Origin of the sequence: Lactobacillus sp. UMNPBX15 (assembly GCF_002553785.1) — a bacterium.
GTDB classification, from domain to species: domain Bacteria; phylum Bacillota; class Bacilli; order Lactobacillales; family Lactobacillaceae; genus Lactobacillus; species Lactobacillus crispatus.
The window spans coordinates 54159-80118 of the sequence record NZ_PCYV01000001.1; the positions used below are offsets into that span (position 1 = coordinate 54159).

Genomic DNA, 25960 nt, shown 5'->3' on the forward strand with positions numbered 1-25960 from the left:
GACTAATTGGTTTGAACTTGACCAGTTGTTTTAACTTCTGCGTTACTGCCTTGCAAAGACAAAATTTCTTGACCAACTTTAACTTCACCTTGAGCTACTTGCTGTACAGATTCATATTTCTTAGAATTCGTAACAACAACTGGAGTAGTCACTTCATAGCCAGCAGCCTTAATTTCTTTAATATTAAATTTAACCAATGGATCACCTGCTTTAACCTCTTGACCTTTTTCTACTAAAGTCTTGAAGCCCTTACCTTGCAGATTAACGGTATCCATTCCAATGTGCATTAACACTTCTGCGCCATCTGTAGTGTTAAGTCCGACAGCGTGTCCTGTTGGGAAAACTAAAGCAATCTTACCATCAGCTGGGGCATGAAGCACACCTTCGCTTGGTTCAATAGCAACGCCTTCCCCCATTGCACCGCTTGAGAATACTTCATCTTTAATTTCTGACAATGGTTTTACTTCACCGTCTAATGGTGAAACTAATTTGGTTGAAGGATTTTCCTTTTCTTCACTTAAAATTGCTTGTACAGGAGCACTCTTAGTAATATTAGCTGCTTCATTAGCGGCGTCAGCAACTTTTTGTGCTTGTTTTTTATTATATTCAGCATCAACTGATTTTTTACCAAAGAGCATTTGAAGTGCAAAACCAGCTATAAATGCTACAATACCGGCAATAATTACGCCGACAATTGTTGTCATTGATCCTCCCTTAGGATTAATGTAGGCCGGAATTGCAAAGAATCCCATTGATGGCATAATGTACAATACTGAATGAAAGGCACCAATGATTGCACCTGAGACTGCACCAGCAATACAGCTTAAAACAAACGGCGTTTTTCTTGGTAATGTAATACCATAAATTGCTGGTTCAGTAACACCGAACAGTCCTGAGAAAAATGCACCAGTAGCAGTTTCTTTAAGTTTTTTGTCCTTAGTTTGACGGATAATAGCTAAAACAACACCAATTTGCGCATAACAAACCATGCAGGATAAACCTAGAATTGGGTCATAACCTAATGCGGCTAAATCTGCAGTAGTTACGGCAACGATTCCCCAGTGAACACCGAAAATAACAAGTACTTGCCAAAGAGCACCCATTAATAAACCAGCAATAATTGGACTAAAGTTGTAAACACCTGACATCACTGCACCAATTGCGTCCCCAACCCAAGTCATTACAGGACCAATTACTATAAATGCAACTGGTAAAGCAATAATCATAGTGACAACTGGAACCAAGAACATTTGCACAACTGATGGAATCCACTTTTTAGCCCAGTGCTCAATAATTGAAGCAAACCAAACGGTAAATAATACTGGTAAAACTGTAGAAGTATAATTCATCGTGATAACCGGAATGCCAAAGAAAGTCGTGTGAATCTCTGAGGCAAAAGCCGTTCCTTTAAACAATGTACCTAGAACAGTCTTACTTGCAGCTAATTGAACCATAGTTGGATAAGTTAAGGTTGCACCAATTGCTAATCCGATAAATTGATTCATGTGAAATCTACGTGCTGCAGTTACCCCTAAGAATACTGGTAAGAAGTAGAAAATACTATCACCAATTGCATATAGAATTTGGTAAGTACCTGATTTAGTAGATAGCCATCCCATTGCACCTGCTAAAACTACTAGACCTTTAATAATACCGCCAGCACTAAGTGGAGCTAGAATATCTGTAAAAATGCCTGAAATCAAAGCAACGGCTTTATCCACAAAGCTAGAATTATCTTCAACGTCATCATCAGGAACTTGTCCACCGCCGTTAAATCCGCCTTCTTTGACAACAGCATCGTAAACATCAGCAACTTCATTACCAATGACCACTTGATACTGACCACCAGCTTTAACAACAGTTACAACACCATCTGTATCTTTTAAAACATCATCGTTAGCCTTTTTTTCATCCTTTAATTTAAAACGCAAACGAGTTGCACAGTGAACAACACTGGTCACATTATCTTTGCCACCAACATTTTGAATGATGGTCTTGGCTAATTCATCATAGTTCTTAGCCATTTGCCTTTCCTCCTTAAAATAAAAACCCAAGCTACTCAAAAACTAAAGAACATAAATGTTCAACGTCTTTCAGTAACTCGGGTTCATGCCTAATCTTCTTAGTAACATACCTAAGTAACTTAGATATTTAATTATCTTGACGACTAGTTACGCGCCAAATATGTAAAACAAGATAAAATTCATCATCTGAATCTAAATCCCATCCCATTTTTGCATGTAAGTAAGTGGTAATCCGCTCCGCCGTCTCATACGCTTTGCTATATTTGATTTTCATAAAACCTAGCATTGCAGGATCAAGTGAAGCCTCCTCCTTTTGCTTATTTCGTAAAAATCTAACTAACAAAATGCGCAAATGCGAAACAAACCTACTATAGTTAAAGGAGCTCGTATCAAGTTGCATTGAATATTGCAATTGAATAATATCGATTATCCCACGAATCAAATTTGTAATCTGAATTGTTTCTTGTACTTGAGAAACATCACTCTTAGCATTAACCAGGTGATAGGTCATCAAAACCGACTCACTCTGCGGCAATTTAATCTGCATCTCCTGATTAATTAGATTGACCACTTTTTTAGCTGCCGCAAATTCTTTTGGAAAAAGATTTTGAACTTCCCAACTATTGTTAGCGGGAGCTATATCAATATGATCTTTAATTCGCGTAACTGCAAAATCAATGTGATCTGCTAAAGCAAGATACTGAAAGTCATTGAACTTAATCTGAAGCAGAGGTTCGACCAGCTGAAGTACCTTATTAGTTACTTCAATTGTTTTAGGGTCAAAGCCCTTAACTTGATCCACTTCGTCTTTAGTAACGAAGCGACGTTCAATTTTGCTTTCATCAACAGGATCACCTTTTTTTAGACCAAATCCTACGCCCTTGCCTAGGACTATTTCTTCTTGACCTTGGTTATTTTCAATTAAGGCAGCACTATTATTAAATGTTTTAAGAAATTTCATAATAATTCACCACCTTAGCAAAAAAGAAAAAGCTATCACAAATAATGATATACCAACGCAACATTATTTGTAATAGCTAAGACCTGATCGTATCAGTAATCCGCTCACTTACAGTTATTATAATAGCCAACATTGTAAGCGGTGTCAATATAATTTTGTGAAAAAATGCAAAATATTTTACAATGAACTAAAAAGCGAGGTAATTAAAATGAAATTCGTTCTTGCACCTGATTCATTTAAAGAAAGCATGACAGCAAAAGAAGTCTGCATTGCAATGAAAAATGGTATTCAAAAAGTTATTCCCAATGCACAAATAATTGCGGTACCAATGGCCGATGGGGGCGAAGGTACAACTGATTCACTCGTTGATGCTACAAACGGTCGAAAATACCAAATAAATGTTACCGGTCCGCTTAATCAAAAAGTATCAGCTTATTATGGCATCTCAGGTGATGGACAAACTGCAATCATCGAAATGGCACAAGCTAGTGGTCTCTCCTATGTTGCAAAAAGTAAACGAACTCCCGAAACAATTTTAAAGACTACAACTTATGGAACCGGCGAATTAATTAACGCAGCTTTGAAGCACAACGTCAAAAAGATTATTATCGGCCTTGGTGGCAGCAGTACTAATGATGGCGGTGCTGGTATGGCACAAGCACTTGGTGTTAAATTTTTTGATCAAAATCATCATGAAATCACCCAAAAGTTAGCAGGCGGTGCTTTAGATCAAATTGCTAATATTGATCTTTCTTCAATTAATCCTCGTATTAAAGATACCAAATTTTTATTAGCCAGTGACGTAACCAATCCTCTAACTGGACCTAATGGTGCAAGTAGCGTCTTCGGCCCACAAAAAGGCGCAGATGATACAACTGTTAAAATTCTAGATCAAAATTTATCTCACTATGCACAAGTAATTGAACAGACTATTGATAAAAACGTCGCCCAAATTTCTGGTAGTGGTGCCGCTGGCGGCCTAGGCGCTGGCCTGATCGCCTTTACTAACGCCAGTATTCATTCAGGCGTGCAATTAATTGCCCAAGAAACTAAGCTTGAAGCAAAGATCAAAGACGCTGACTATGTTTTTACCGGCGAAGGCGGAACTGATTTTCAAACTAAGTTTGGTAAAACCCCTTTCGGAGTTGCCAAAATAGCCCAGAAATATCACGTACCAGTTATTTCTTTAGCAGGCTATTTAGGTCAAGGTATTGATCAACTCTACGATGAGGGTTTTACCGCTATTTTCGGGATTCTTGCTAAAGCAGAAGATATTGAGCAAGCCCTAAAAGATGGACCAACAAACGTAACCCGCACAACTGAAAATGTTGTCCGTTTAATTGTACAAAAATAAGATGAGCTCGATGCCCATCTTATTTTATTTCGTTAATTTCTTAATTAAGCCTTCACAGCCACGATAAATTTCATTATATGCTGTTTCAAAATCATTTGTATACCAAGGATCATCGACATCAGCATAAGAGCCAGCAAACTCTAAAATTTTATGTTCTTTATGCTCTGGGTCTCCACCAGTAATGCGATTCATATCTGCGAAATTTTCTTCATCCATGCAGATTAAATATTCATAATTATCATAGTCTGAGCGAGTCATTTGACTAGCACGATGACCACGATCATATGGAATATGTTTTGCAACTAATTCCCGTTGTGCACGAGCATCAATCCCATGACCTAAAGCATCCTGCGTAGTTGCTTTAGATTCAGCAGTATATTGATCTGCTAGGTTATTTTCTTTTAACAAATATTGCATCACGGCCTCTGCCATTGGTGAGCGGCAAATATTGCCATGACAAACAAACAGAATTTTTTTCATTACTTTTTCTTCCTCTTAGTTAGTCTATTTATAACCGGCCAAATAATTGCCGTAATAATTCCAACTGTTAAGCCAACCCAAATCTCCTGCGACAAAGTTACAAGAATGCCACTATAAACTCGACTTTGCAATGCGGTCATCGCCTCATTTGAGGCAAGCCACAATGCCACAAATGAAGCAATAGTAGCTAGTGCTAGTGGAATTGACGCCGAAGAGCGACCAAATAAAATCAAAATTGCGGCTAACAAAAATAACAAAGCCACTGCAAAAATTGAATACTCATAAATTGTAATAATATGGTTCACATCTTCTGAATCTTCCTTCAATTTATGATTAATTTGCTTGACTAAATATTCATTGATAATTTCTTCCAACTTACTTTTACTAGTTAAGCCTAAATCTTTAGTGGTCAATTTTCCCTGATCATTATATTTTTCACACAATCTATATAGATCAGCATACGATAAGTTAACTTGATATTTCGGCGGCAATTGTTCTAACAATGTCTTTTCCAAACCAGATGCTTCGAGTAACTCAACCCCTGCCTTCAAATTAGGATTATCTGAGTCATCCACTACTCGATTGATTACTTCTTTGCCCATCGCCTGTGTATCGTTTATTTTTAAACTCACATTGCTAGTCATTAATAACCAAAAAGATACTGCGGCTAGGCCGACCATTATCAAACGTAGTATTATTTTGACGATGTTCTTCATCTAAAAATCTTCCCCTAACATCTACTTTTTTCAGATGGCAAACAATTGCAAGGCACCATGTCAGGAGCATCCTTTTCTTTCAATTTAAGTTCTTGCTGCATCGCCTTAATATCGCCCTTAGAAAGCGGTGCTTCTTTTAGCAACTGAATTAATACCTCACCCTTGTGCATATCACACATGTTTTGCATCATATGTAAAGTAACTTCAGACATCATTTTGCGCTGACTAATAGTCGGCTTATAAACAAAACACCGGCCTTCTTTACGCGTCTTTAGCAAGCCCTTTTGCACTAAACGCCGCATTAGCGTTTTAATTGTGGAATCGGACCAATCCTTTTTACCTTGTAGTTCTTTGATTACTTGGCCAGTACGAACTTCTCCTAAGGTCCAAATAATACGCATAACTTCCCATTCTGATTGGGTAATGGAATTACGATCGTCTTTAGTTTCTGCCATAAAACATAACTTCTAAATCCAAATTTTTTACTAAAGAACAAATTTTTTCAAAGCCTTTGCAATCCCGTTGTGATCATTATCATCAGTAACATAATCAGCCTTATCTTTGATCTCACTAATGGCGTTACCCATCGCTACTTTCATGAAGTCGGGATTAGAAAACATCGAAAGATCATTGCCTTGATCACCAAAAATCATCACGTCTTTTTGGGCAATTTTTAGCCGTGAAGCCAAATCCATTAAAGCATTACCTTTTGAAGCTCCCAAGGCATTTAATTCAATAATACTGTCAAAACTGCGAACAATGTCATAAGTCTGAAAAGCCCAGTCGGGGAAACTATTCCACAGTTTTTCTACCTGGTCAGCTCCTTCAGTTGAAGTAAAACCGACTTTGTTAAAAGTAAAATCTTTTGGAATTTCTTTTCGGTCTCTAACTTTCATAATATTATCGGTCAAAGCCGCATTAATTTGCATTTGCACAGATAAATCCCGATCAGTTGTAATGAAATACTTAGTCGTCTCAAAATGTACATTTACATGACTTAAACGCTGAAAACGCAACATATTATTGAAGTCTTGATAATTCAATTCCTGACTCATTAAAACACGACCAGAAATTGTTTGAATTACTGCACCATTAAAGACGATTGCGTATTGATCATCACCTTCAAGTCCTAATTGCTTAGCAAAGTTCAATACTCCTGATAATGGTCGTCCAGTAGCTAAAACAACCTTAATCCCATTTTGTACTGCGACACGCAACATTCTTTGCGTTTCTGGCAAAATAGTATTATTGCTTGATAATAAAGTTCCATCTAAATCAACCGCGATCAATTTAATAGCCATTTTAACCCCTCGGATCTTAAAAATTACATCTAGCATTAATTATACAAAAAGCCGTGATTTAACTCACGACTTTTTACTTATCGATTATTCAATTAGGATTTTACTTACCCATTTCCTTTTCGACCACTTTAACGATACGGTCTACATAGGCATCAGTTTCTTCTTGAGTTGGTCCTTCAGCCATTACTCTAAGCAAGTCTTGAGTACCTGATGGACGAACAAGTACACGACCATTTCCAGCCATATCCTTTTCCACTGCAGCAATTTCATCAAGAATTGGTTGGTGTTCTTTCCAGCTCTTCTTGTCAGCAACCGGAACATTAACTAGGCATTGTGGGTAATCTTTAAAGTCTTTCAAAAGTTCACTTAATGACTTACCAGTCTTCTTCATTACGAGCATTAAATGCAAACCGGTTAACATACCATCACCAGTATTATGATAATCACTCATAATAACGTGACCTGATTGTTCGCCACCTAGATTGTAGCCGTGAGCACGCATTTCTTCAGAAACGTAACGGTCACCAACTTGGGTACGAACATTCTTCAAGCCTTCTTTTTCAAGAGCCTTAGTAAAACCAAGATTACTCATTACAGTAGTAACAATGGTATCTTTCTTCAAACGACCATGTTCTGCCAAGTATGAGCCGAGTACGTACATGATATGGTCACCATCAACTTCATTACCATTTTCATCAACAGCAATGCAACGGTCAGCATCCCCATCAAAGGCTAAACCAAGTTGAGCACCTTGCTTAACAACTTCTTCTTGTAACTTTTCAGTATGCGTTGCACCAACATGATCGTTAATGTTCAAACCATCTGGGTGAGTTGCAATAGTAGTAAAGTCAACGCCACAATCAGCAAACAGTCTTGAGATCAATGCGCTTGAAGCACCGTTAGCTCCATCAATAACTACCTTAATTCCACCCAAGTCTTCTGGAATAGTATTTTCAATAAATTGCAAGTATTTAGCTGAACCTTCGTGGAAGTCAGTTACAGTACCTAATCCCTTAGCAGATGGACGAGGTAATTTATCTTCCTTAGCGTCAATTAATTTTTCAATTTCGCCTTCCATTTCATCTGAAAGCTTCAAACCATCGCTACCAAAGAACTTAATCCCATTATCTTCTACAGGGTTGTGTGAAGCTGAAATTTGCACCCCTGCATCGGCGCCTTGTGCTCGTACTAAGTATGAAAGACCTGGAGTAGTAATTACGCCAACCTCAAGCACTTCAATCCCAACTGAAAGAAGGCCTGAAATCAAGGCATATTCAAGCATTTGGCCTGAAATACGAGTATCACGAGATACTAAGACCTTAGCTTGTTCGCCGTCTTTTTTGTTCTTAGTTAAAACATAACCACCATCACGACCTAATTTAAAAGCCATTTCTGGAGTTAAGCCTTGATTAGCTACGCCACGAACACCATCAGTTCCGAAATATTTTAACATTTAATAAACAACCTTTCTCAAATTAATTATTTGCATTCTTTACTTTAATTGATATCTGTACATTTTCAGGATCAACGCGAGCAACTCCCTTAGGTAAAACTAAAGGGTAATTCTTTACAGTTGAATATGAGATCCCCTTCAGATCTACATCAACATCCAACTGCTTAATCTTTGCTAATGTTTCCTTTTGTCCATACAGTGTTACCTCATCATTCTTGGCAGTAACCGAATAGACTTTATTATTTTTTTCATTTTTAGGCTTTAAATTTAGCTTAACTTTCTTTTTGAAAAGCGATATTGGCAAACTAGCTTTTACTGTAGATGGATTAATCACTGCATTTAATTGACGCCCTTTTTTATCTTCAGCTATCAAAATAACTTGACGCTCATAATCATGATTAATGCCATTAGGTAAAGGCAACTTGGCAACGATCTGATCAATCTGATTTACTTCGCTTCTAGCACCAGTAACCTCAACTTGCTGCGGATCAACACTAGCCGTACCAATATTATATCCATTAGCAACAGCATTTTTATTATACTCTATTTGAACGGGCATGGTACGAGATTTTCGTCGTTCAATATCAACATTAACTGTTGCCGGGTTAATCGTGTAAGATAATTGACTATTTAGTCCCGTAACTTCTACCTTTACGGTTTGCTTACCTATTTTCTTATGAGTTAGATCAATATAAGCACGGAAGCTTTGAGTATTAACAGTCGAAGTAACTAACGCATTCGAACCCTCCAAAGTTATCTTAACCTTTTCAGGATAACCAACAACATAGTATTTATCTGTATTAACCGAAACTTGGAGAGGAACACTAATTGTCTGCGTTTCATTAGCAGTTTGCCGTGTCTTCTTAGATTCACCCTGTGTAACAAAACCTGTTTGAGTAGAGTCAATGTAAACCACTAATAAGATCGCAAACAGCAATGAGATTATTATGATTACCCAGCGTTTATCCCAAAAGTCTTTCATCGATCTGCACCCCATTTCCAGACTTTATTAATCACACGACGAATCCATGGAACCTTCTTCTCTTCCTTAGGAACAAGTTGAGCATTCAAATACTTCAAATATTCTTCACGAGACAAATCTACTAAAAAGCGCCCGTTTCTAGTAATAGTTACGCCACCAGTTTCCTCTGAGACGACGATCGTTACCGCATCGGTAACTTCAGAAATACCAACGGCAGCTCTGTGACGCGTGCCTAAACGCTTAGGAATCATGCTGTTATCTGACAGTGGTAAATATGCTGCCGCAACAGCAATTCGATTATTATTAATAATTACCGCACCATCGTGCAACGGCGTATTAGGGATAAAAATATTAATTAACAATTCACCAGAAATATCCGCATCCAGCTTGATTCCAGTTTCAATATAATCATCTAGCCCCGTATCTTGTTGAATCGTGATTAAGGCACCAATTCTTCTTTTAGACATGTATTGAATCGCTTTATCGAGCTCCTGCACCATCTTAACCGACTGTGTATGAGCACTCTCACCTCGGCCATTAAAAATCGGCGTGCGTCCTAGCCGCTCTAGTCCACGACGAATTTCCGGCTGGAAAATAACGATAATTCCGATTACTGCCCAAGAAACAATTTGGTCCACAATATAAGTTACCGCATGCAGTTGCAGTAAGCCGGCAATAATTCTAACAATAAAGATAAAGACGATCCCTTTTGCCAGTTGTACTGCTTTGGTACCACGAATCATCATGATCAAACGGTAAACTAAATACCAAATGATTAAAATATCTAAAGCAATGGAGAAATTATTCCAAGTAAACAGATTAGAAATATTAAAATGCATTGATTGCTCCTTTCTTCTTTAATTATAACCGCCCCAATTTACCGTGCATACATTTTAAATTCTAAAAATAGGTCATTATATTCTTGGGTCTTCTTAGGACCTAAATCTCTAAAGACCTGTAGATTCTTCAACGTACTTTGAGTAGGATAAAACTGCCGGTCATCTCTAACTTTTTTCGGCAATAATTTTTGGGCTGCGGTATTTGGGGTTGCATATCCAACATATTCCGCATTTTGCGCTGCATTTTTAGGTTCAAGCATAAAATTAATAAACTTAAGTGCAGCTTTTTTATTTTGTACAGTTTTTGGAATAACAAAATTATCAAACCACAAATTTGATCCTTGCTTAGGCACAACATAATGCAAGTGAGGATTTTGTTCCATCATTTCATAAGCCTCACCAGACCAGGTAACGCCAATTGCTGCCTCATTTTGCACTAGGTACATCTTCATTTCATCTGAAATAATCGCCTTAATATTGGGTCCCAGACTATTAAGCTTAGTTTGTGCCAAATGTAGTTTAATACTAGATGTGGTATTCATTGAATATCCTAAAGAAACCAATGCCATCCCCATTGCATCCCTAGCTGAATCAACTAGTAAAATTTGCCTGCGATACTTTTTACTCCACAGGTCATTCCAAGTCTTAATTGCCCCTGGCTTGACGAATTTATCATTATAAACAATTCCTAGTGTCCCCCAGAAATATGGCACAGAATAATCATTATTTTGATCAAATGACTTATGTAAAAAACTCTTGCCAATATATTTCAAATTAGGAATTTGCTTTTGATCCAACTGATCAAGCAAATGAGCCTTGCGCATTTTAGTTACCATATACTCAGAAGGAATGGTCAAATCATATGCCGTTCCGCCTTGTTTGATTTTGGTATACATCGCTTCATTAGAATCAAAGGTCTCATAGACAACATGATAACCTGTCTGCTTTTCAAACTTTTTTATTAACTTTGGATCTAGATAGTCGCCCCAGTTATAGATAATCAAGTTTTGTTTATTTTTCCCGGTAGACGATTTCTCCAAATGATGGGATAAACCCCAAAGGCCTGCACAGGCAATTAAAATAGCTGCAATTGCCATCATAATCTTTTTCATTTAACTAGGCCTCCCATCACACGATGATTTTTCTTTCTGCCCTTTTTAGTAGTAATAAAATAATAGATTCCTACAAGCAACAAGACAAAAATGAACATTACGGTACTTAAAGCATTAATCTCAAGATCGATTCCTTGTCGTGCCCGAGAATAAATTTCAACTGAAAGAGTTGAAAAACCATTCCCAGTAACGAAAAAAGTTACGGCAAAATCATCTAGTGAATAGGTCAACGCCATAAATAAACCGGAAAAGATGCCTGGCATAATAACTGGAATTAAAACATCACTAAAAACCTGCCATGAATTCGCCCCTAAATCACGTGCTGCATCAATAAGCGACATATCCATTTCATTAAGTCGCGGCAAGACCATCAAAACCACAATCGGAATAGAAAAGGCAATATGACTTAACAATACAGAACCAAAATTTAAGCCAATTCCCAATGCTGTAAAAAAGATCAAAAAACTAGCACCAATAATTACATCAGGTGACACCATTAAGACATTGTTTAATGCTAAGGTTGTTTTCTTATTAGATTCTTTTTTCATCGCAGCAATTGCAATTGCACCAAATGTCCCAATAATTGTTGCTATTAAACTGGACAACAGCGCTAGTAGGATAGTTTCCAAAAATATCGCTAATAAGCGATTATCTTGAAATAAAGTCTGATAATGAGCCCATGTAAAGTGCTCAAATTTATTCATGTTTTTACCACTAGAAAATGAAAAGTAAATCAAATAAAAAATGGGTACATATAATAGGATCAAAGTAAAAACAAGATAGATCTTAGCGATTAAATGTCTGTTTCTCATAAATCTACCTTCTTTCTTCTAGCCTTTTTGCTAGTAATCAACATGACTACCACCATCAGCACGATTAAAATTACTCCAATTGTGGCCCCCATATTCCAGTTCATTGTGGTCATAAAATACTCTTCGATAGCAGTCCCTAATGTGATTACCCGATTGCCGCCGATCAGCCTTGTTAACATAAATAATGACAATGATGGGATAAAGATGGCCTGAACGCCGCTTTCAACTCCTGGACGAGAAAGCGGCCATAAAACATAGCAAAAAGTTTGCCATTTACTAGCACCCAAATCCTCAGATGCCTGAATGACTGCAGGATTAATCTCTTTAATCGCATTAAAAATTGGCAAAATCATAAACGGAATTTCAATGTAAGTCGCCACAAAAATAAAAGCAAAATCAGTAAACAAAATATTTACGGGACCAATACCAAATAAATGTAAAAATTTATTTACTAAACCGTCATTACCTAAAATGCCAATAAATGCATATGCTTTAAGCAGCAAATTAATCCATGTTGGCAAAATGATCAATAACAGCCACAGCTGCTGGTTTTTCATTTTAATTAAAAAATACGCTGCCGGATACGAAATTACCAACGTCAACAAGGTGATCAAAAATGCATACCAAAATGAGTTAAGCATCATTTTTAAAAAGGTACCATTTTTAAAAAATTCAACGTAATTTCTGAGCGTGAATGCGTTATTACTATCAGTAAACGAATACCAGAGAATCAATAAAATCGGCAAAATGACAAAGAGAATAATCCACAGCAGATATGGAATCATAAAAAACATCTTTTTATTTTTCATTTTCATCCGCCTCATACTTTTCTAGTCGAGCATCAAAATCGTGTTGGCTTTCATTTAACCGCATGACGTGAATATCTTCTGGATCAAAAAAGAGCCCAACACGTTGTCCCAATTTAACTCCATTAGTAGAATGGATCAGCCATTCATTTTCATTGGCATCAATTGCCTTAATCTCAAAGTGATCACCTAAAAATAATTGCGTCTGTGCTGTAACCACAATCTTCCCATCTTCTGGTTTAACAATATCCAAGTCTTCGGGACGAATAACTACTTCAACCTTTTCATTAGGCTTCATCCCACCATCGGCACATTTAAATTTATTATTAGCAAATTCCACTTCGTAATCATGAATCATTCGACCAGATAAAATATTGGAGTCACCAATAAAACGTGCTACAAAGTCATTCACTGGCTCATCGTAAATTGCTACCGGATTACCACTTTGTTGAATCTGCCCATCATTTAAAACAAAAATTTTATCACTCATTGATAGAGCTTCTTCTTGATCGTGCGTAACAAAAATAAAGGTAATGCCTAGCTTTTTCTGAATTGCCCGTAATTCAAATTGCATGTCTTTTCGTAAACGTTTATCCAAAGCAGATAGCGACTCATCTAATAGTAAAACCTTAGGTTCATTAACAATTGCCCGGGCAATAGCTACACGCTGCTGCTGTCCTCCACTAAGTTCCGAAATTTCGCGGTTAGCGTAACCGTCTAGACGAACCATATGCAAAGCATCTTTAACAGCTGGCTTGATTTCACTCATTGGTCTTTTCTTAATTTTCAAGCCAAACGCCACATTTTGAAAAACATCCAGGTGTGGAAACAAAGCATAATTTTGAAAAACTGTATTGATATGTCTTTTTGAAGCATCAAGGTCAGTAATATCATTACCATCAAAGAGGACTTGACCACTAGATGGCTGAGTAAAGCCAGCAATAATTCGCAAAATTGTCGATTTTCCCGAGCCACTAGGACCAAGTAGTGAATAAAATTTACCAGATTCAATAGTTAAATTTATATCTTTTAATGCTACAAACCCATCATCATATTTTTTGGTGATGTGTTTTAGTTTGATAATATCCATTTCCATCCCTCACATAAAAAACAGCTGCAAGCCTTCCAGCCTGTAGCTTGTCTTTGCTAAAATATTTTACTTTTCTTTGCCGATAATCCTAACTTCTGTGTGTAAGTCAATGTCAAACTTTTCTTTAATTACCTTTTGGATCAAATGAATTAAATTCAAATAATCTGTTGCAGTAGCACCGCCTTTATTCACGATAAAACCTGCATGTTTCATTGAATCTTGAGCGCCACCGATTTGTTTACCTTGTAAACCAGCTTTAATAATCATCGGACCAACAAAGTGCCCAGTAGGCCGCTTAAAGACACTGCCACAAGATGGATATTCAAGTGGCTGCTTATAACGACGTAAAGCATTTAAATAATGCATATGATCTAAGATCTCTAACTTATCGCCTGACTTGAGTGCAAAAGTGGCGCTTAATACAATATCGCCATTTTCTTGAACTAATGAATGCCGGTAAGAAAAGTTCATTTCTGCGTTTGAATATGTTTTAAATTCTCCTGCTCTGGTTAAAACATTAACGCTTTGCACTACTTCTTGCATCTCACCGCCATAGGCACCAGCATTCATAAAAATACCACCGCCAATACTACCAGGAATTCCAGCAGCAAATTCCATTCCGCTCAAACCATGATGAGCAGCCGCAAAAGCTGTATCGATAATCCGTGCACCAGCATCAGCTGTAACTTGATTATCTTCTACTTTAATCTCTTTTAATTCAGTCAAAATAATTACTAACCCATCAATTCCGCCGTCACGGATGATTAGATTTGAGGCATTGCCAATAATTGTTAATGGAATTTCATTTTCACGTGTGACTTTTACTAATTGTTCTACTTCATCAGTCGTCTTAGGAAAGGCCAAATATTCAGCTGGTCCACCTGTCTTAGTAAAAGTATATCTGCTTAATGGGATTTGCTCTTTAATATCAATCCCTTTTTCTTTCAAATCAAGTAATTCCACGCTGTTGCCTCCTTAAAGTTTCTTGTTTTATTTTACCGCATAAAGGCGTTAGCTTCATTAATATTAATGATATACTTTTTTAAAAGGAGAACTTTATGAATTTTATTGCAATGGACTTTGAAACAGCCAACCATTATCCAGAAAGTGCCTGTTCACTTGCTTTGGTAATGGTGAGAAATAATAAAATTGTTGATCGCTTTTATACAGTAATTAATCCTCAAATGCCATTTGACGCGCGAAATATTCAAGTACATCAAATTACAGCTGAGGACGTTAAAAACGCTCCAACAATGGCAGAGGTCTGGCCCCACATTAAAGAATTGTATCAACCAGGAATGCTTGTAGCCGCACATAACGCTCGCTTTGATACTAATGTCATGCGGCAAAGCCTGGCACGTTACGGTATTGAGGAGCCCCACTATTTGGTCATTGACACTTTAGCTAGCAGTAAATTACTCGAACCAGAACTGCCTGACCACAAATTAGACACAGTTTCTGAGGCCTTAAACGTTGAATTGTGGCACCACCATAACGCATTAAGTGATAGTGAAGCATGTGCTGGGATTTTAATCAAGCAAGAAGAGCAATTTGGTGATGAAGCAATCAAAAATTTGGTTTATCAGATATGAAAAATCTCTAGGAATTTTGATCCTAGAGATTTTTGCTTTACTTATTAAATTCAGTTAACGCAGCTTTGACCCATTCTTCATTGCGCTTACCATGAGGAGTAAATTCAACAACCCGTTTAGTTGAATCCCAACTATCGTCCACTCTGGTAATCGTGAGTTGCAAATACTCATCTGGCAAATCATTCATTACTAGTTGTGGCCATTCAATTACCACTAAACCTGGTTCTGCTAAATAGCCCTCCAAATCAATCGAGGATAAATCATCATTTTCCAAACGATAAAAGTCCATATGAAAGAGCGGCAACTTAGCTTCTCGATATTCACGCACAATGGTGAATGTAGGACTCTTAACAGGCCGATGTATGCCTAATGCTCGTCCTAATCCTTGAGTCATGGTTGTCTTGCCTGCACCCAAATCACCATTTAATAGTAATAAATCGTGGGGCTGGGCCGTTTTGGCTAGGGATGCACCTAATTTCTGCATTCCATCAGCAGAATTAATTTCTAACTTTGTCATTACTTTTCATCCTTTGCTAAAGCTTGTGCGGCAGTAACAATTGCTAAATCATAAATATCTTGTTCACTGCAGCCTCGAGATAGGTCATTCACTGGAGCTGCTAAACCTTGCAAAATTGGGCCAACAGCAGTGAAGCCACCTAATCTTTGAACCATCTTATAACCGATATTGCCTGATTGTAATTCTGGGAAAACAAAGACATTCGCATGTCCAGCTACCTTTGAGTTTGGTGCCTTCTTTTCACTAACTGCAGGTACAAAAGCGGCATCAAATTGCAATTCACCATCAGCTGGAATTTCTGGATGATCCTTTTGGAACATAGCTGCTGCATCATGTACCTTATCAACCATTGGTCCTTCGGCTGAACCCTTAGTTGAAAAGCTCAAAAATGCGACCTTAGGATCAATTTCGGCCATCTTGGCAGTCAGAGCAGATTGATAGCCAATTTCAGCTAAAGTTTCTTCATCAGGATTAATGTTGATGGCACAGTCGGCAAAAATGTAACGCTCATCGCCCTTTTCCATTACGAAAGCGCCGGATACTCGATGCATCCCCTTAGCTGCATGAATTAATTGTAAAGCTGGCAAAACAGTGTTAGCCGTTGAGTGAGCAGCACCGGAAACCATACCGTCTGCTTTTCCCATCTTCACCAACATGGTACCAAAGTAATTACCTTGGGCTAACTTGAGCTTTGCTTCAGCAATACTGGTATCTTTTCGTCTAGCTTTAACAAATTCCGCTGCCATTTGATCAAGTTCATCATAATGATTGAGGTCATAAATCTTAACACCAGCTAAGTCTAAATTATTTTCTTTAGCTAACTTAGCAATCTCATCTGGATTTCCAATTAAAATTGGTTCGATAATGCCATCTTGTTTCAAATTAGCTATGGCAGTAAGAATTCTTAAATCATCGCTTTCTGGAAAAACAATTCTTTTCTTATCTTTTGCTGCTTCAACTTGTTTTTTGAATAATGAAAATACGCTCATTTTTTACCTCTTATGCTAAATCAGACTTACTTATCGTTTCTGGCAATTGCCAGTCAATCGGCGTTTCATCAAAGTTCTTCAATGCCATATTACACCGCGAAAACGGTCGCGAGCCAAAGAACCCTCGATCAGCCGAAAATGGACTTGGATGTGATGATTTAATGATAAAATTCTTACTTTGATCAATTAATGGAATCTTGTTTTGAGCAAATCGACCCCACAAAATAAAGACGACTTTTCCACGCTCACTCAGAGCCTTAATTGCAGTATCAGTCACATCTTCCCAACCTTTGCCTTGGTGACCGTTAGCATGCCCATACGGTACCGTCAAAACCGCATTCAGCAAAAGCACACCTTGATCGGCCCACTTTTTTAAGTAACCGTGATTAACAGGCCGAGCTCCGACATCATCATAGAGTTCCTTATAGATATTTTTAAGTGATGGCGGCAAAGTTGTACCTGGCATGACGGAAAAACTCATTCCATTAGCTTGACCAGGATTATGATATGGATCTTGACCCAAAATTACCACTTTAGTTTTAGCAAACGGCGTTAATTTAAAAGCCGTAAAAATATGATACATATCAGGATAAATTTGTTTAGTAGAATATTCTTCTTTTAAAAAATTATGCAATTCGTGATATTTCTCACTTGCAAAAACAGGATCCAATACTTGATCCCAATCGTTGCCAATTAATTCTTTAGCCAAGTCTTACACCCTCTTTTCTTCTCCTCTTTATGGTATCATTAATTTAATACTAAATGGGAGAGAAATTATGATCAAATTAGTTGCTTGTGATCTTGACGGCACATTGTTTAATTCAGAGATGGCTGTTTCTGCTGCTAATGCAAAAGCTGTGAAAAATGCACAAAGTAGCGGCATTGAATTTTTAATTGCGACTGGCCGGGCCCCACGCGAATCACGTTCAATTCTCAAAGATGCTGATTTGCATACCGGTTTTATCAATCTTAATGGTGCCCTGGTTTTTGACGAAAATGAGCAATTAATGATCAAACACAGCATTCCCAAGGCAAAAGCACAACAGCTAGTGCATTTACTACATCGAGCAGGCTTTTACTTTGAAATTTTAACTGCCAATCAGGTTTATAGTGAAAATCTAGATCAACGTATTTCAAATGTAGCTCATTTAATGGTAGATCTAAATCCTCTACTTGATTTTCGTCAAGCTGTAGCAATTTCTGCTGGTAATAAGACTATTATGAATATGAAACAAATCCACAGTTTCGATAATTTATTGCAAGATCCTAAAATAGAAGTAATGAAAATCATTGCTTTTGACTCTCGGGGACATGAAGCTTTTACCGATATCAAAAAAGAAATCGCTACAATGGGCGATCTAGTAGTAACTTCAAGTTCATCTTCTAATATTGAAATCAATGACCAACATGCTCAAAAAGGTCTTGCCTTACTTGATTATGCCAAGTTAAAAGGTATCAAGCCTGAGGAAATCGCTGCAATCGGTGATAACTTAAATGATGAGAGTATGATCCGAGCAGCAGGTACTGGCGTTGCGATGGGCAATGCGATTCCAGCTATTAAGAAAATAGCTCAGGTAGTCACCAAGAGAAACAATGAAGATGGAGTAGCTTATATTTTAAATAAATTTATTGCAGATAATAACAATATTTAAAGTTATGAGGTGAGTAAGTATGCGATTTTGGCTAGAACTTAATCAGGAAAAGGATTACGGTCAAATTCCTGTGCTTAATCAAAATGGAAAAGCTGAATTTTTTATTCAAGGCAATCTTGATAATCCAAACCACACTTTATATCTAAATAATTTCCGTAAACAGGAAGTGGGACGTCTGTTTTCTGATGGTGCGGGCCTAATTGCTTCGTTCACAATTGATGTCGTCAACCACTCTTTAGTAGGCGTAAAAAAGTTAAACACACCTACTGCAAACATATTCTATTTGACCCAATTAAAGTATATTGTTACAGGTAGTATTAAACGTGGTACTTATACTTTTCGTTCTGGAATCAAGAGTGTAGCAAGTGTCCAAACAATCATGGGAGATCGCGGAGGCGTTTTAATTTGTGATATTACTAAGCCTGAAGACGTCCCCTTTATTCTTTTGACATCCGTTCTATTTACACAATGGCATGTTACGCCTTTGAAACTGCCTAGTTTTCCGCCAATTGGATTTGAGGTAAATCCAAATTAAACAAAAAAAGCAGTCATGAAAATTTTCATAACTGCTCTTCTAGAAAGTGATATAGATATAGATGTATCTTCTGCCATAAAGTTTATATTTATTAAGTAATAAGGAATTATTAGGCAGAGACTGAATAATGAAGGTTAAATCTAATTTGATTTAATCTCCATAGCTTATTATACTTCGTTCAGCCAAAAATACAAGGGCTAGATGTTATTATTTTACTTTAAAGACAGCTAAATAATGTCTTTAGAGCTGGCTTATAGCTTAATAATTTGTTATTTAACTTAGTACATCTATTTTTCTAAACAAGACAACTTTAATTTCTATTAAAAAATATAGTGAAATGATCAAGTGATTTATCAATGGCTTGATCATTTTTATTTACTTTATCAACGAACTTGTTTTTAACTATCAAACTATATAAAAAAGAGCCAAATCTAATGATTTGACCCTAAAAATTCTAGATTATTAATCTAAATTATTTTTTATGAATTAGTCTTGGTAGTTTACCAATTCTAAGAATGATTCTGGTACTAATGAAGCACCACCAACCAAGCCACCGTCAATATCAGGCTTAGCCATTAATTCCTTAACGTTAGCTGGTTTTACAGAACCACCGTATTGAATACGAACGTTTTCTGCAGTTTCTTCGTTGTACAAGTCCTTAACAGTTTCACGAATAGTCTTGCACATTTCTTCAGCTTGATCTGATGAAGCAGTCTTACCAGTACCGATAGCCCAGATTGGTTCGTAGGCAATAACAAGTGAAGATACTTGTTCAGCAGTTAAGCCGTCTAAAGCAGCCTTAATTTGAGCAACTACCCAGTCTTCTTGCTTGTTAGCTTCACGAGTTTCAAGTGATTCACCACAGCAAATGATTGGCTTCAAGCCATTAGCAAAGATTGCCTTAGCCTTCTTGTTAATGTCTTCGTCAGTTTCGTGGAAGTAACCACGACGTTCTGAGTGACCAATAATTACGTAGTCCATACCCATTTCTTTCAAGACCTTAGGTGAAGTTTCACCAGTGTAAGCACCTTCGTCTTCAAAGTAACAGTTTTCTGCACCGATATGTAAGTTTGAGCCTTCAGCAGCTTTTCTCAAAGCGTCAAGGTCAACTGCAGGTGCACAAATAAGTGATTCAACCTTACTTGGGTCTGGTAACTTATCCTTAACAGCGTTAACGAATTCAGTAGTTTGTTCTGGATTCATATGTAACTTCCAGTTACCAGCAATAATTGGTGTACGACTCATTAATCTATTGTCCTTTCCTTACTATTACTTGTCTGAAACGCAAGCGATACCTGGCAATTCCTTACCTTCAAGGTAGTTAAGTGAAGCACCACCACCGGTAGAAATGTGGGTAATCTTAGGAGCAATGCCTAATTGCTTAGCAGCAGCAGTTGAGTCACCACCACCGATGATAGTAGTTGCATCCTTAAGGTCTGCCAATGCACGACCAACTTCCAAAGTACCTTCAGCGAAGTTAGGCATTTCGAATGCACCCATTGGGCCGTTCCAAACAACAGTCTTAGCATCCTTCAAGATTTCCTTGAACTTTTCAACAGTCTTAGGACCGATGTCAAGACCCATCATGTTGTCAGGAATATCATCACCAACAACTTCACGTGAAGCATCATTTGAGAATTCAGTTGCGGCTACGTTATCTACAGGAAGAACGATCTTGTCGCCAGCCTTAGCAAGTAATTCCTTAGCAAGGTCTACCTTGTCAGCTTCAAATAATGATTTACCAATGCTGTGGCCTTGAGCTGCTAAGAATGTGTAAGCCATACCACCACCGATTAAAATGTGGTCTGACTTAGGAATTAAGTTTTCGATAACACCAATCTTGTCTGAAACCTTAGCACCACCAAGAATAGTTACGAATGGGTGTACTGGGTTTTCAACAGCATCACCTAAGAACTTGATTTCCTTTTCAAGCAAGTAACCAGCTGCTGCAGGCTTGCCAGCTTCCTTCATAGCAGTTGCGATACCAACGTTTGAAGCATGACTTCTGTGAGCAGTACCAAATGCATCATTTACAAACATGTCGCCAAGACTTGCCCAGTATTCGCCAAGCTTAGGATCGTTACCTGATTCACGCTTACCAAAGTCGTTGTCGATGTCTTGGAATCTAGTGTTTTCAAGAACGATAACGTCTCCATCCTTCATGTTGTTGATAGCGTCTTCAACTTCTTTACCTTCGTTTGATGGTACAAAAGTTACAGGCTTCTTAAGAAGTTCACTTAAACGTTCAGCAACTGGCTTTAATGATAATTCCTTCTTGTCAGCATCTGACTTAACACGACCTAAGTGGCTAAGTAAGATAGCCTTGCCACCGTGTTCAATGATGTACTTAATAGTTGGAAGTGCAGCAACGATACGGTTGTCGTCACCAATAACGCCATCCTTAATTGGAACGTTAAAGTCCACACGTACTAAGACCTTTTTGCCTTTAACATCAAGATCGTCAACGATTAATTTAGCCATTATAATCCTCCGATTATTTTGATATTTTTTCTTCAAAAAAAGGCGGAAGGAAGAATCTCCCTCCGCCTTCTCAATTACCACTTAACTATATAATCAGTTAATTAAAATTAATGATTAAAGAGTTGCAAAGTGTAATAAAGTACGTACCATTTGGCAAGTGAATGAGTATTCGTTGTCGTACCAAGCAACAGTCTTAACTAATTGCTTGTCACCTGCAGTGGTTACCATAGTTTGAGTTGGGTCAAAGATTGAACCAGCAGTCATGTTAAGAACATCGCTAGAAACAATGTGGTCACCGTTGTAAGCAAATGATGGGCTTTCGTACTTCTTCATAGCTTCGTTAACTTCGTCAGCAGTAACCTTCTTGCTCAAGATTGATACTAATTCAGTTTCTGAGCCATCTGGAACTGGAACACGTTGTGCGTGACCGTTCATCTTACCGTTCAAGTTAGGCAATACCAAGCCGATAGCCTTAGCTGAACCAGTAGTATGAGGAATGATGTTTTCAGCAGCAGCACGAGCGTCTTGTTCCTTACCACTACGTGAAGGACCATCCAAAGTCATTTGAGTACCAGTGTATGCGTGGATAGTAGTCATAGTAGCAACTTCGATACCGAATTCCTTGTCCAAAGCGTTAGCCATTGGTGCAAGTGAGTTAGTAGTACATGAAGCAGCTGAAACAATCTTGTCATCAGCAGTCAAAGTGTCTTCGTTTACTGAGTAAACGATAGTCTTCAAGTCGTTACCAGCTGGAGCTGAGATCAATACACGCTTAGCACCTGCATCGATGTGAGCTTGTGACTTAGCCTTGCTAGTGTAGAAACCAGTACATTCAAGAACGAAGTCAACACCATCGTTCTTAACCCATGGAATGTTTTGTGCTTGTGGTTCTGCGTATACGTGGTAACTCTTACCGTCAACTACGATTGAATCTTCAGTTGATGAAACTTCGTGGTTGAAAGTACCATGAGTAGTGTCGTACTTAAGCAAGTAAGCAAGCATTGCTGGAGTAGTCAAGTCGTTGATAGCAACAACTTCAATGTCCTTTGACTTTTCGCCAAGGTCCATAATACGACGGAATGCTAAACGACCGATACGGCCGAAACCGTTAATACCAATTTTAACTGTCATAACCTAAAGTCCTCCTTAAGAACTATAAACAACATTTATTTTAAACGGGATTTCATTTCCCCTTTAAAATCATATTTGAGGCGCCCTCATCAGTGATTAGCCAGGTTTGATGAGGCGCATTAGGCATATAAGCTTTAATTGCTTGAGCCTTTCGGGCACCACAAGCAAAAGCAAATATGTGGGGTATTTTGTATAAGTTCTCGAACTGCAATCCAACCTGGGTGATGCGGTCAACAACCTTGCCATATTCATCGAAGAAACACCCGAAACATTCGGTGACGGCTCTCTTCTCACGAAGTTCAGATAGCTTAATTGAATTATAGCCTCTGCGCTGTGCCATCTCTTGAGCTAACCCAATACCATGAATCACAGCATCACTTTGAGAAATGTCTTGCAGAACATCTGCGATCGAGGACTCACGAATCAAAGATTTGTAAGCATCATCTGAGACCTGCTCAGGTAAATATAATGTCTTATAAGTACCTGAAGTCTTAGCAGCCATTTCTTGGACGATTGTATTACTTTGCGTCTCTACATTTTCGCCCAAAGCTCCTCGACCTGGAACAAATTCCAACTGGCGATTGTTAGCTAAATCTGGTGATAAATACTTAGCAGATCTAGCTAACGCCGCTCCACCTAGAATTGTAACTATTGAATGGCCTAAAGGCAAGAGTAAATTCAAAGCTGAACTTAATTTTTCTCCCATCTCCTCATATACTCGGTCTTGGAAATCCGCATTACCAGGGACGATCAATGTTCTTTCAATCCCTAATTTTTTGGCTAATGCTACTTCCGTTTCACCGGCATTAAAGAGGCGATCAAGCAATGGTCCTGCATCTTTTAATGTTTTCTCACCCTTTTCAGTTAAAAACATCCCAAAACTTTTTGTTTCAATCAATCCTAATTGACTTAAGTACTCAGTCTCAGTTCTGATGTTTCTCTCTGAAAGCCCTAAATGCTGAGCAACACTCCGGCGTCCAATTGGCGCATGTAGCGAAATCTGCTCAAGGACAAGATACCTTTGTCGAAGAATCTTTAAGACGTCGGGAACGAGCGCTTCGAGCAAAGAAAAGTCCGAATCCATCGTTCCCTCCTTTCCATGGGACATCTATCGACCACCTACGTGTCGTTTTGTGTCCCAGAATGCTTAAAAATATAAGAGAAACGTACTTTTCATTCAATTCATACATTTCCCAATCGACACTGTTAGTATAACAATGTATTTTTCGTAATTCAAGAAAAAGATACACGATTTTAAAAAAGTCGTAAATCGAGTAAAATCATTTTTATTTCATTACTTTTTTTGATATACTACCACTTGTGGATCATCTGGGCCCTTAGTGTAATGGATCGCACATAAGATTCCGGTTCTTAGAATCTGGGTTCGACTCCCAGGGGGCCCATATAACTACATGTTGAAGAATACCGCCATCTCGGTATTCTTCTTTTTTTATACCAAAAAAGCATTCCTCACGGAATGCCTTTTTCAATATCACAATTATTTAGTGCTTGTAGTCATCAACTCAGCACGTTGTGCTAACTCAGTGTACAAAGTTGAGCCTGAAACAGATAAGCCTTCAATTTCACGGCGAGTGTTGAAATGATGGCCACCCTTATAAGTACCATTTGCTGCTACACGGAAGATGTAGTCGTTAAAACCAATATAGAATTGATTGTGGTTGCTGTCATAAGCAAAACCTTGAACTGGTGAACCAGTTACGAAATTACTTTGAGTAGCACCGATTTCTTCTGGAGTCCAAGTGTCACCATTTCTAGTTAACTTCCAGTATTCATATTGGTGACGACCACCATTGTGGAACAATGCATACATAGTATTGTCGCCAACAAAGGTTGCATTATGGAAGTAACGAGGATATGCACTGCTGCCGTTCCAGGTCTTAACAGTCCAGATTTTGTTAATCTTCATATCACTCTTTCTTACTTGCATAATTTCTTCTGAAGCTGTTGAATTAGCAGTCTTATTGTTATTAGCCAAAACATAAATGTAGCTTGAAGAAGAGCCAAGTGATTGACCATGACCTAGCTTAATGTATGGTGAAACTTTAATATTGTTTGCGTAGCTTCTAAAAGTGCTCCATCCCATAGTAGTTAAGTTTTGAGCAGCATATTTATTCTTAATTGCATTCAAGTTGTAAGAAACAAGATGTCCTCTTGAGTCGCTACTGCTAGTGTACATAGAAGCTGTAAAAATACCATCATTAACAGTAATACCTTCAGGAATTACCCCAACTTGTCCCATTGCATCAGCAGCTTGACCATAGCCTAAGCTGACAAAACGTGGTTGGAACAAACGAGTGCGCAAAGTCATGCCGTTACCTGAATAGCTATTTGAGCTAGTTTCTGAACGATAACCGTGTGCCTGATTCCAATTTCTTGATGATCCCTTTGAGCCACCATTCCAAGTATGAACTGCCTTAGGACCACTCTTAACAGAAGCACCTGCACTAGTAATTCCTTCATTTGTATCTGAACGAACAGTTACATTAACGCTTGCCTTTGCCCTGCCATATGAATAATCTACCTTAGTAGTGCCGGCACGGCTTGAACTAACAGAGCTATGTGAAACATTAACCTTATCCGGATTAATTGCAGTACCTTGTCCATCTGTTGCATAGTTAATTGCATCCCTAGTTGGAAAACTGTAGTTGCTGTTGTGAACTAAGCTAACATCTTGAGCTACTGAAATTTGGTTTCTAGCAAAAAAGTTTTGACTTACCCAACCTACATTGCGTCCATCGACAATAATGTACCAGAAGTTACCTTTCTTGGTAGAAACATACTTCTTAGATTGAATTTGACCATGCTTAAAGTACTTGGTATTTGAAAATGCACCTGATGGTCCTTTTTTAGATACATTATGATAAATAGCGTAATTACCATTGCCAGCAATCTTAGTAACTGCCTTGCTGTAGCTTTTGGCATCTACCTTGCTTTGACTAATGGCAAAAACACCACCAACTAATGCAGCACTGGCCACAAAAGTTAATAACATCTTTTTCCCTTTTAACATCCTTATTAATCCTCCCATATGAAAAAATCACGTTCATTTTAGCACAAATTTATCAAATGAAACATCTAATTATTAAAAAATTTCCTGAACAACAAGGCTTTG

General features: G+C 37.9%; 26 protein-coding genes and 1 tRNA gene. 5 read left to right on the forward strand and 22 right to left on the reverse strand.

The annotated features are described in order from the left end of the window. Positions 1 to 2 precede the first annotated feature (2 nt). Both CP366_RS00310 and CP366_RS00315 read right to left on the reverse strand, forming a co-directional pair. Positions 3 to 2024, reverse strand: a complete 2022-nt coding sequence (locus CP366_RS00310; protein WP_089147782.1) for a beta-glucoside-specific PTS transporter subunit IIABC — start codon at positions 2022 to 2024, stop codon at positions 3 to 5. A gap of 127 nt (positions 2025 to 2151) precedes the next feature. Then, positions 2152 to 2985 carry a PRD domain-containing protein gene (locus tag CP366_RS00315; protein ID WP_013086086.1) on the reverse strand — a complete coding sequence of 278 codons (834 nt, stop codon included), beginning with the start codon at positions 2983 to 2985 and terminating at the stop codon, positions 2152 to 2154. Between the two features lie 208 nt (positions 2986 to 3193). On the opposite strand from CP366_RS00315, the gene CP366_RS00320 reads away from it, so the two are divergent. Further along, positions 3194 to 4339, forward strand: coding sequence for a glycerate kinase (locus tag CP366_RS00320; RefSeq protein ID WP_089147781.1), 1146 nt, complete (start codon positions 3194 to 3196; stop codon positions 4337 to 4339). A 24-nt stretch (positions 4340 to 4363) separates the two neighbouring features. Here the strand turns inward: CP366_RS00320 and CP366_RS00325 are convergent, their stop codons facing one another. From CP366_RS00325 to murB, 12 genes are all read right to left on the reverse strand, one after another. Beyond that, entirely contained in the window at positions 4364 to 4819 is a 456-nt protein-coding gene (locus CP366_RS00325; RefSeq protein WP_005718721.1) for a low molecular weight protein-tyrosine-phosphatase, read from the reverse strand. Beyond that, on the reverse strand, positions 4819 to 5535 hold the full coding sequence (locus tag CP366_RS00330) for a hypothetical protein (protein WP_065990272.1): 717 nt from the start codon (positions 5533 to 5535) through the stop codon (positions 4819 to 4821). The genes CP366_RS00325 and CP366_RS00330 overlap by 1 nt, the downstream gene beginning before the upstream one ends. Positions 5536 to 5549: 14 nt before the next feature. Then, a complete protein-coding gene (locus CP366_RS00335; protein WP_089146324.1) occupies positions 5550 to 5990 on the reverse strand; it encodes a CopY/TcrY family copper transport repressor in 441 nt (146 codons plus the stop codon). Positions 5991 to 6020: 30 nt separating this feature from the next. After that, a complete protein-coding gene (locus CP366_RS00340) occupies positions 6021 to 6836 on the reverse strand; it encodes a Cof-type HAD-IIB family hydrolase (protein WP_089146325.1) in 816 nt (271 codons plus the stop codon). 100 nt (positions 6837 to 6936) lie between these two features. Further along, positions 6937 to 8289 (reverse strand): phosphoglucosamine mutase, encoded by a 1353-nt coding sequence (gene glmM / locus CP366_RS00345; RefSeq protein WP_005718714.1) that lies wholly within the window; start codon positions 8287 to 8289, stop codon positions 6937 to 6939. A 22-nt stretch (positions 8290 to 8311) separates the two neighbouring features. Next, positions 8312 to 9271, reverse strand: coding sequence for a YbbR-like domain-containing protein (locus CP366_RS00350; protein WP_089147780.1), 960 nt, complete (start codon positions 9269 to 9271; stop codon positions 8312 to 8314). After that, on the reverse strand, positions 9268 to 10110 hold the full coding sequence (cdaA, locus tag CP366_RS00355; RefSeq protein WP_005718712.1) for a diadenylate cyclase CdaA: 843 nt from the start codon (positions 10108 to 10110) through the stop codon (positions 9268 to 9270). The genes CP366_RS00350 and cdaA overlap by 4 nt, the downstream gene beginning before the upstream one ends. Positions 10111 to 10148: 38 nt before the next feature. After that, on the reverse strand, positions 10149 to 11222 hold the full coding sequence (locus CP366_RS00360; RefSeq protein WP_005718711.1) for an ABC transporter substrate-binding protein: 1074 nt from the start codon (positions 11220 to 11222) through the stop codon (positions 10149 to 10151). Then, entirely contained in the window at positions 11219 to 12034 is an 816-nt protein-coding gene (locus tag CP366_RS00365) for an ABC transporter permease (protein ID WP_013086080.1), read from the reverse strand. The genes CP366_RS00360 and CP366_RS00365 overlap by 4 nt, the downstream gene beginning before the upstream one ends. Then, positions 12031 to 12843, reverse strand: coding sequence for an ABC transporter permease (locus CP366_RS00370; protein ID WP_089146326.1), 813 nt, complete (start codon positions 12841 to 12843; stop codon positions 12031 to 12033). Before CP366_RS00370 ends, CP366_RS00365 begins: the two co-directional genes overlap by 4 nt. After that, complete coding sequence (locus CP366_RS00375) at positions 12833 to 13930, reverse strand: ABC transporter ATP-binding protein (protein WP_080668506.1); 1098 nt, start codon at positions 13928 to 13930, stop codon at positions 12833 to 12835. Before CP366_RS00375 ends, CP366_RS00370 begins: the two co-directional genes overlap by 11 nt. A 66-nt stretch (positions 13931 to 13996) precedes the next feature. Then, the gene (murB, locus tag CP366_RS00380) at positions 13997 to 14893 is read right to left on the reverse strand and encodes a UDP-N-acetylmuramate dehydrogenase (protein WP_013086078.1); all 897 of its coding nucleotides are present in this window, start codon (positions 14891 to 14893) and stop codon (positions 13997 to 13999) included. Between the two features lie 95 nt (positions 14894 to 14988). Here murB and CP366_RS00385 point away from each other — a divergent pair, with 95 nt between their 5' ends. Further along, positions 14989 to 15522, forward strand: coding sequence for a 3'-5' exonuclease (locus CP366_RS00385; RefSeq protein ID WP_005718706.1), 534 nt, complete (start codon positions 14989 to 14991; stop codon positions 15520 to 15522). Positions 15523 to 15559: 37 nt separating this feature from the next. Here the strand turns inward: CP366_RS00385 and tsaE are convergent, their stop codons facing one another. From tsaE to CP366_RS00400, 3 genes are read right to left on the reverse strand one after another with little or no spacing between them, the layout of a single operon-like run. Beyond that, on the reverse strand, positions 15560 to 16039 hold the full coding sequence (gene tsaE, locus CP366_RS00390) for a tRNA (adenosine(37)-N6)-threonylcarbamoyltransferase complex ATPase subunit type 1 TsaE (RefSeq protein WP_013086076.1): 480 nt from the start codon (positions 16037 to 16039) through the stop codon (positions 15560 to 15562). Further along, positions 16039 to 17028, reverse strand: coding sequence for a phosphate acetyltransferase (pta, locus tag CP366_RS00395; protein ID WP_089142993.1), 990 nt, complete (start codon positions 17026 to 17028; stop codon positions 16039 to 16041). The genes tsaE and pta overlap by 1 nt, the downstream gene beginning before the upstream one ends. Positions 17029 to 17038: 10 nt before the next feature. Beyond that, positions 17039 to 17737 carry a uracil-DNA glycosylase gene (locus CP366_RS00400; protein WP_005718702.1) on the reverse strand — a complete coding sequence of 233 codons (699 nt, stop codon included), beginning with the start codon at positions 17735 to 17737 and terminating at the stop codon, positions 17039 to 17041. Between the two features lie 67 nt (positions 17738 to 17804). Here CP366_RS00400 and CP366_RS00405 point away from each other — a divergent pair, with 67 nt between their 5' ends. Then, on the forward strand, positions 17805 to 18680 hold the full coding sequence (locus CP366_RS00405) for a Cof-type HAD-IIB family hydrolase (protein WP_023488014.1): 876 nt from the start codon (positions 17805 to 17807) through the stop codon (positions 18678 to 18680). A gap of 19 nt (positions 18681 to 18699) precedes the next feature. Beyond that, on the forward strand, positions 18700 to 19215 hold the full coding sequence (locus tag CP366_RS00410; RefSeq protein ID WP_005721490.1) for a hypothetical protein: 516 nt from the start codon (positions 18700 to 18702) through the stop codon (positions 19213 to 19215). Positions 19216 to 19701: 486 nt separating this feature from the next. Here the strand turns inward: CP366_RS00410 and tpiA are convergent, their stop codons facing one another. From tpiA to CP366_RS00430, 4 genes are all read right to left on the reverse strand, one after another. Further along, positions 19702 to 20460 (reverse strand): triose-phosphate isomerase, encoded by a 759-nt coding sequence (gene tpiA, locus CP366_RS00415; protein WP_005718695.1) that lies wholly within the window; start codon positions 20458 to 20460, stop codon positions 19702 to 19704. 24 nt (positions 20461 to 20484) lie between these two features. After that, on the reverse strand, positions 20485 to 21696 hold the full coding sequence (pgk, locus tag CP366_RS00420; protein WP_005721494.1) for a phosphoglycerate kinase: 1212 nt from the start codon (positions 21694 to 21696) through the stop codon (positions 20485 to 20487). Between the two features lie 114 nt (positions 21697 to 21810). Further along, on the reverse strand, positions 21811 to 22827 hold the full coding sequence (gene gap, locus CP366_RS00425) for a type I glyceraldehyde-3-phosphate dehydrogenase (protein ID WP_005718691.1): 1017 nt from the start codon (positions 22825 to 22827) through the stop codon (positions 21811 to 21813). A gap of 52 nt (positions 22828 to 22879) precedes the next feature. Beyond that, positions 22880 to 23911 carry a sugar-binding transcriptional regulator gene (locus CP366_RS00430; protein ID WP_089142992.1) on the reverse strand — a complete coding sequence of 344 codons (1032 nt, stop codon included), beginning with the start codon at positions 23909 to 23911 and terminating at the stop codon, positions 22880 to 22882. 247 nt (positions 23912 to 24158) lie between these two features. Between CP366_RS00430 and CP366_RS00435 the strand changes: the two genes are divergently transcribed. Then, a tRNA-Arg gene (locus CP366_RS00435) sits at positions 24159 to 24230 on the forward strand. Positions 24231 to 24325: 95 nt separating this feature from the next. On the opposite strand, the gene CP366_RS00440 is transcribed toward CP366_RS00435, so the two are convergent. Then, a complete protein-coding gene (locus CP366_RS00440) occupies positions 24326 to 25858 on the reverse strand; it encodes an SH3-like domain-containing protein (protein WP_089142991.1) in 1533 nt (510 codons plus the stop codon). Positions 25859 to 25960 lie beyond the last annotated feature (102 nt).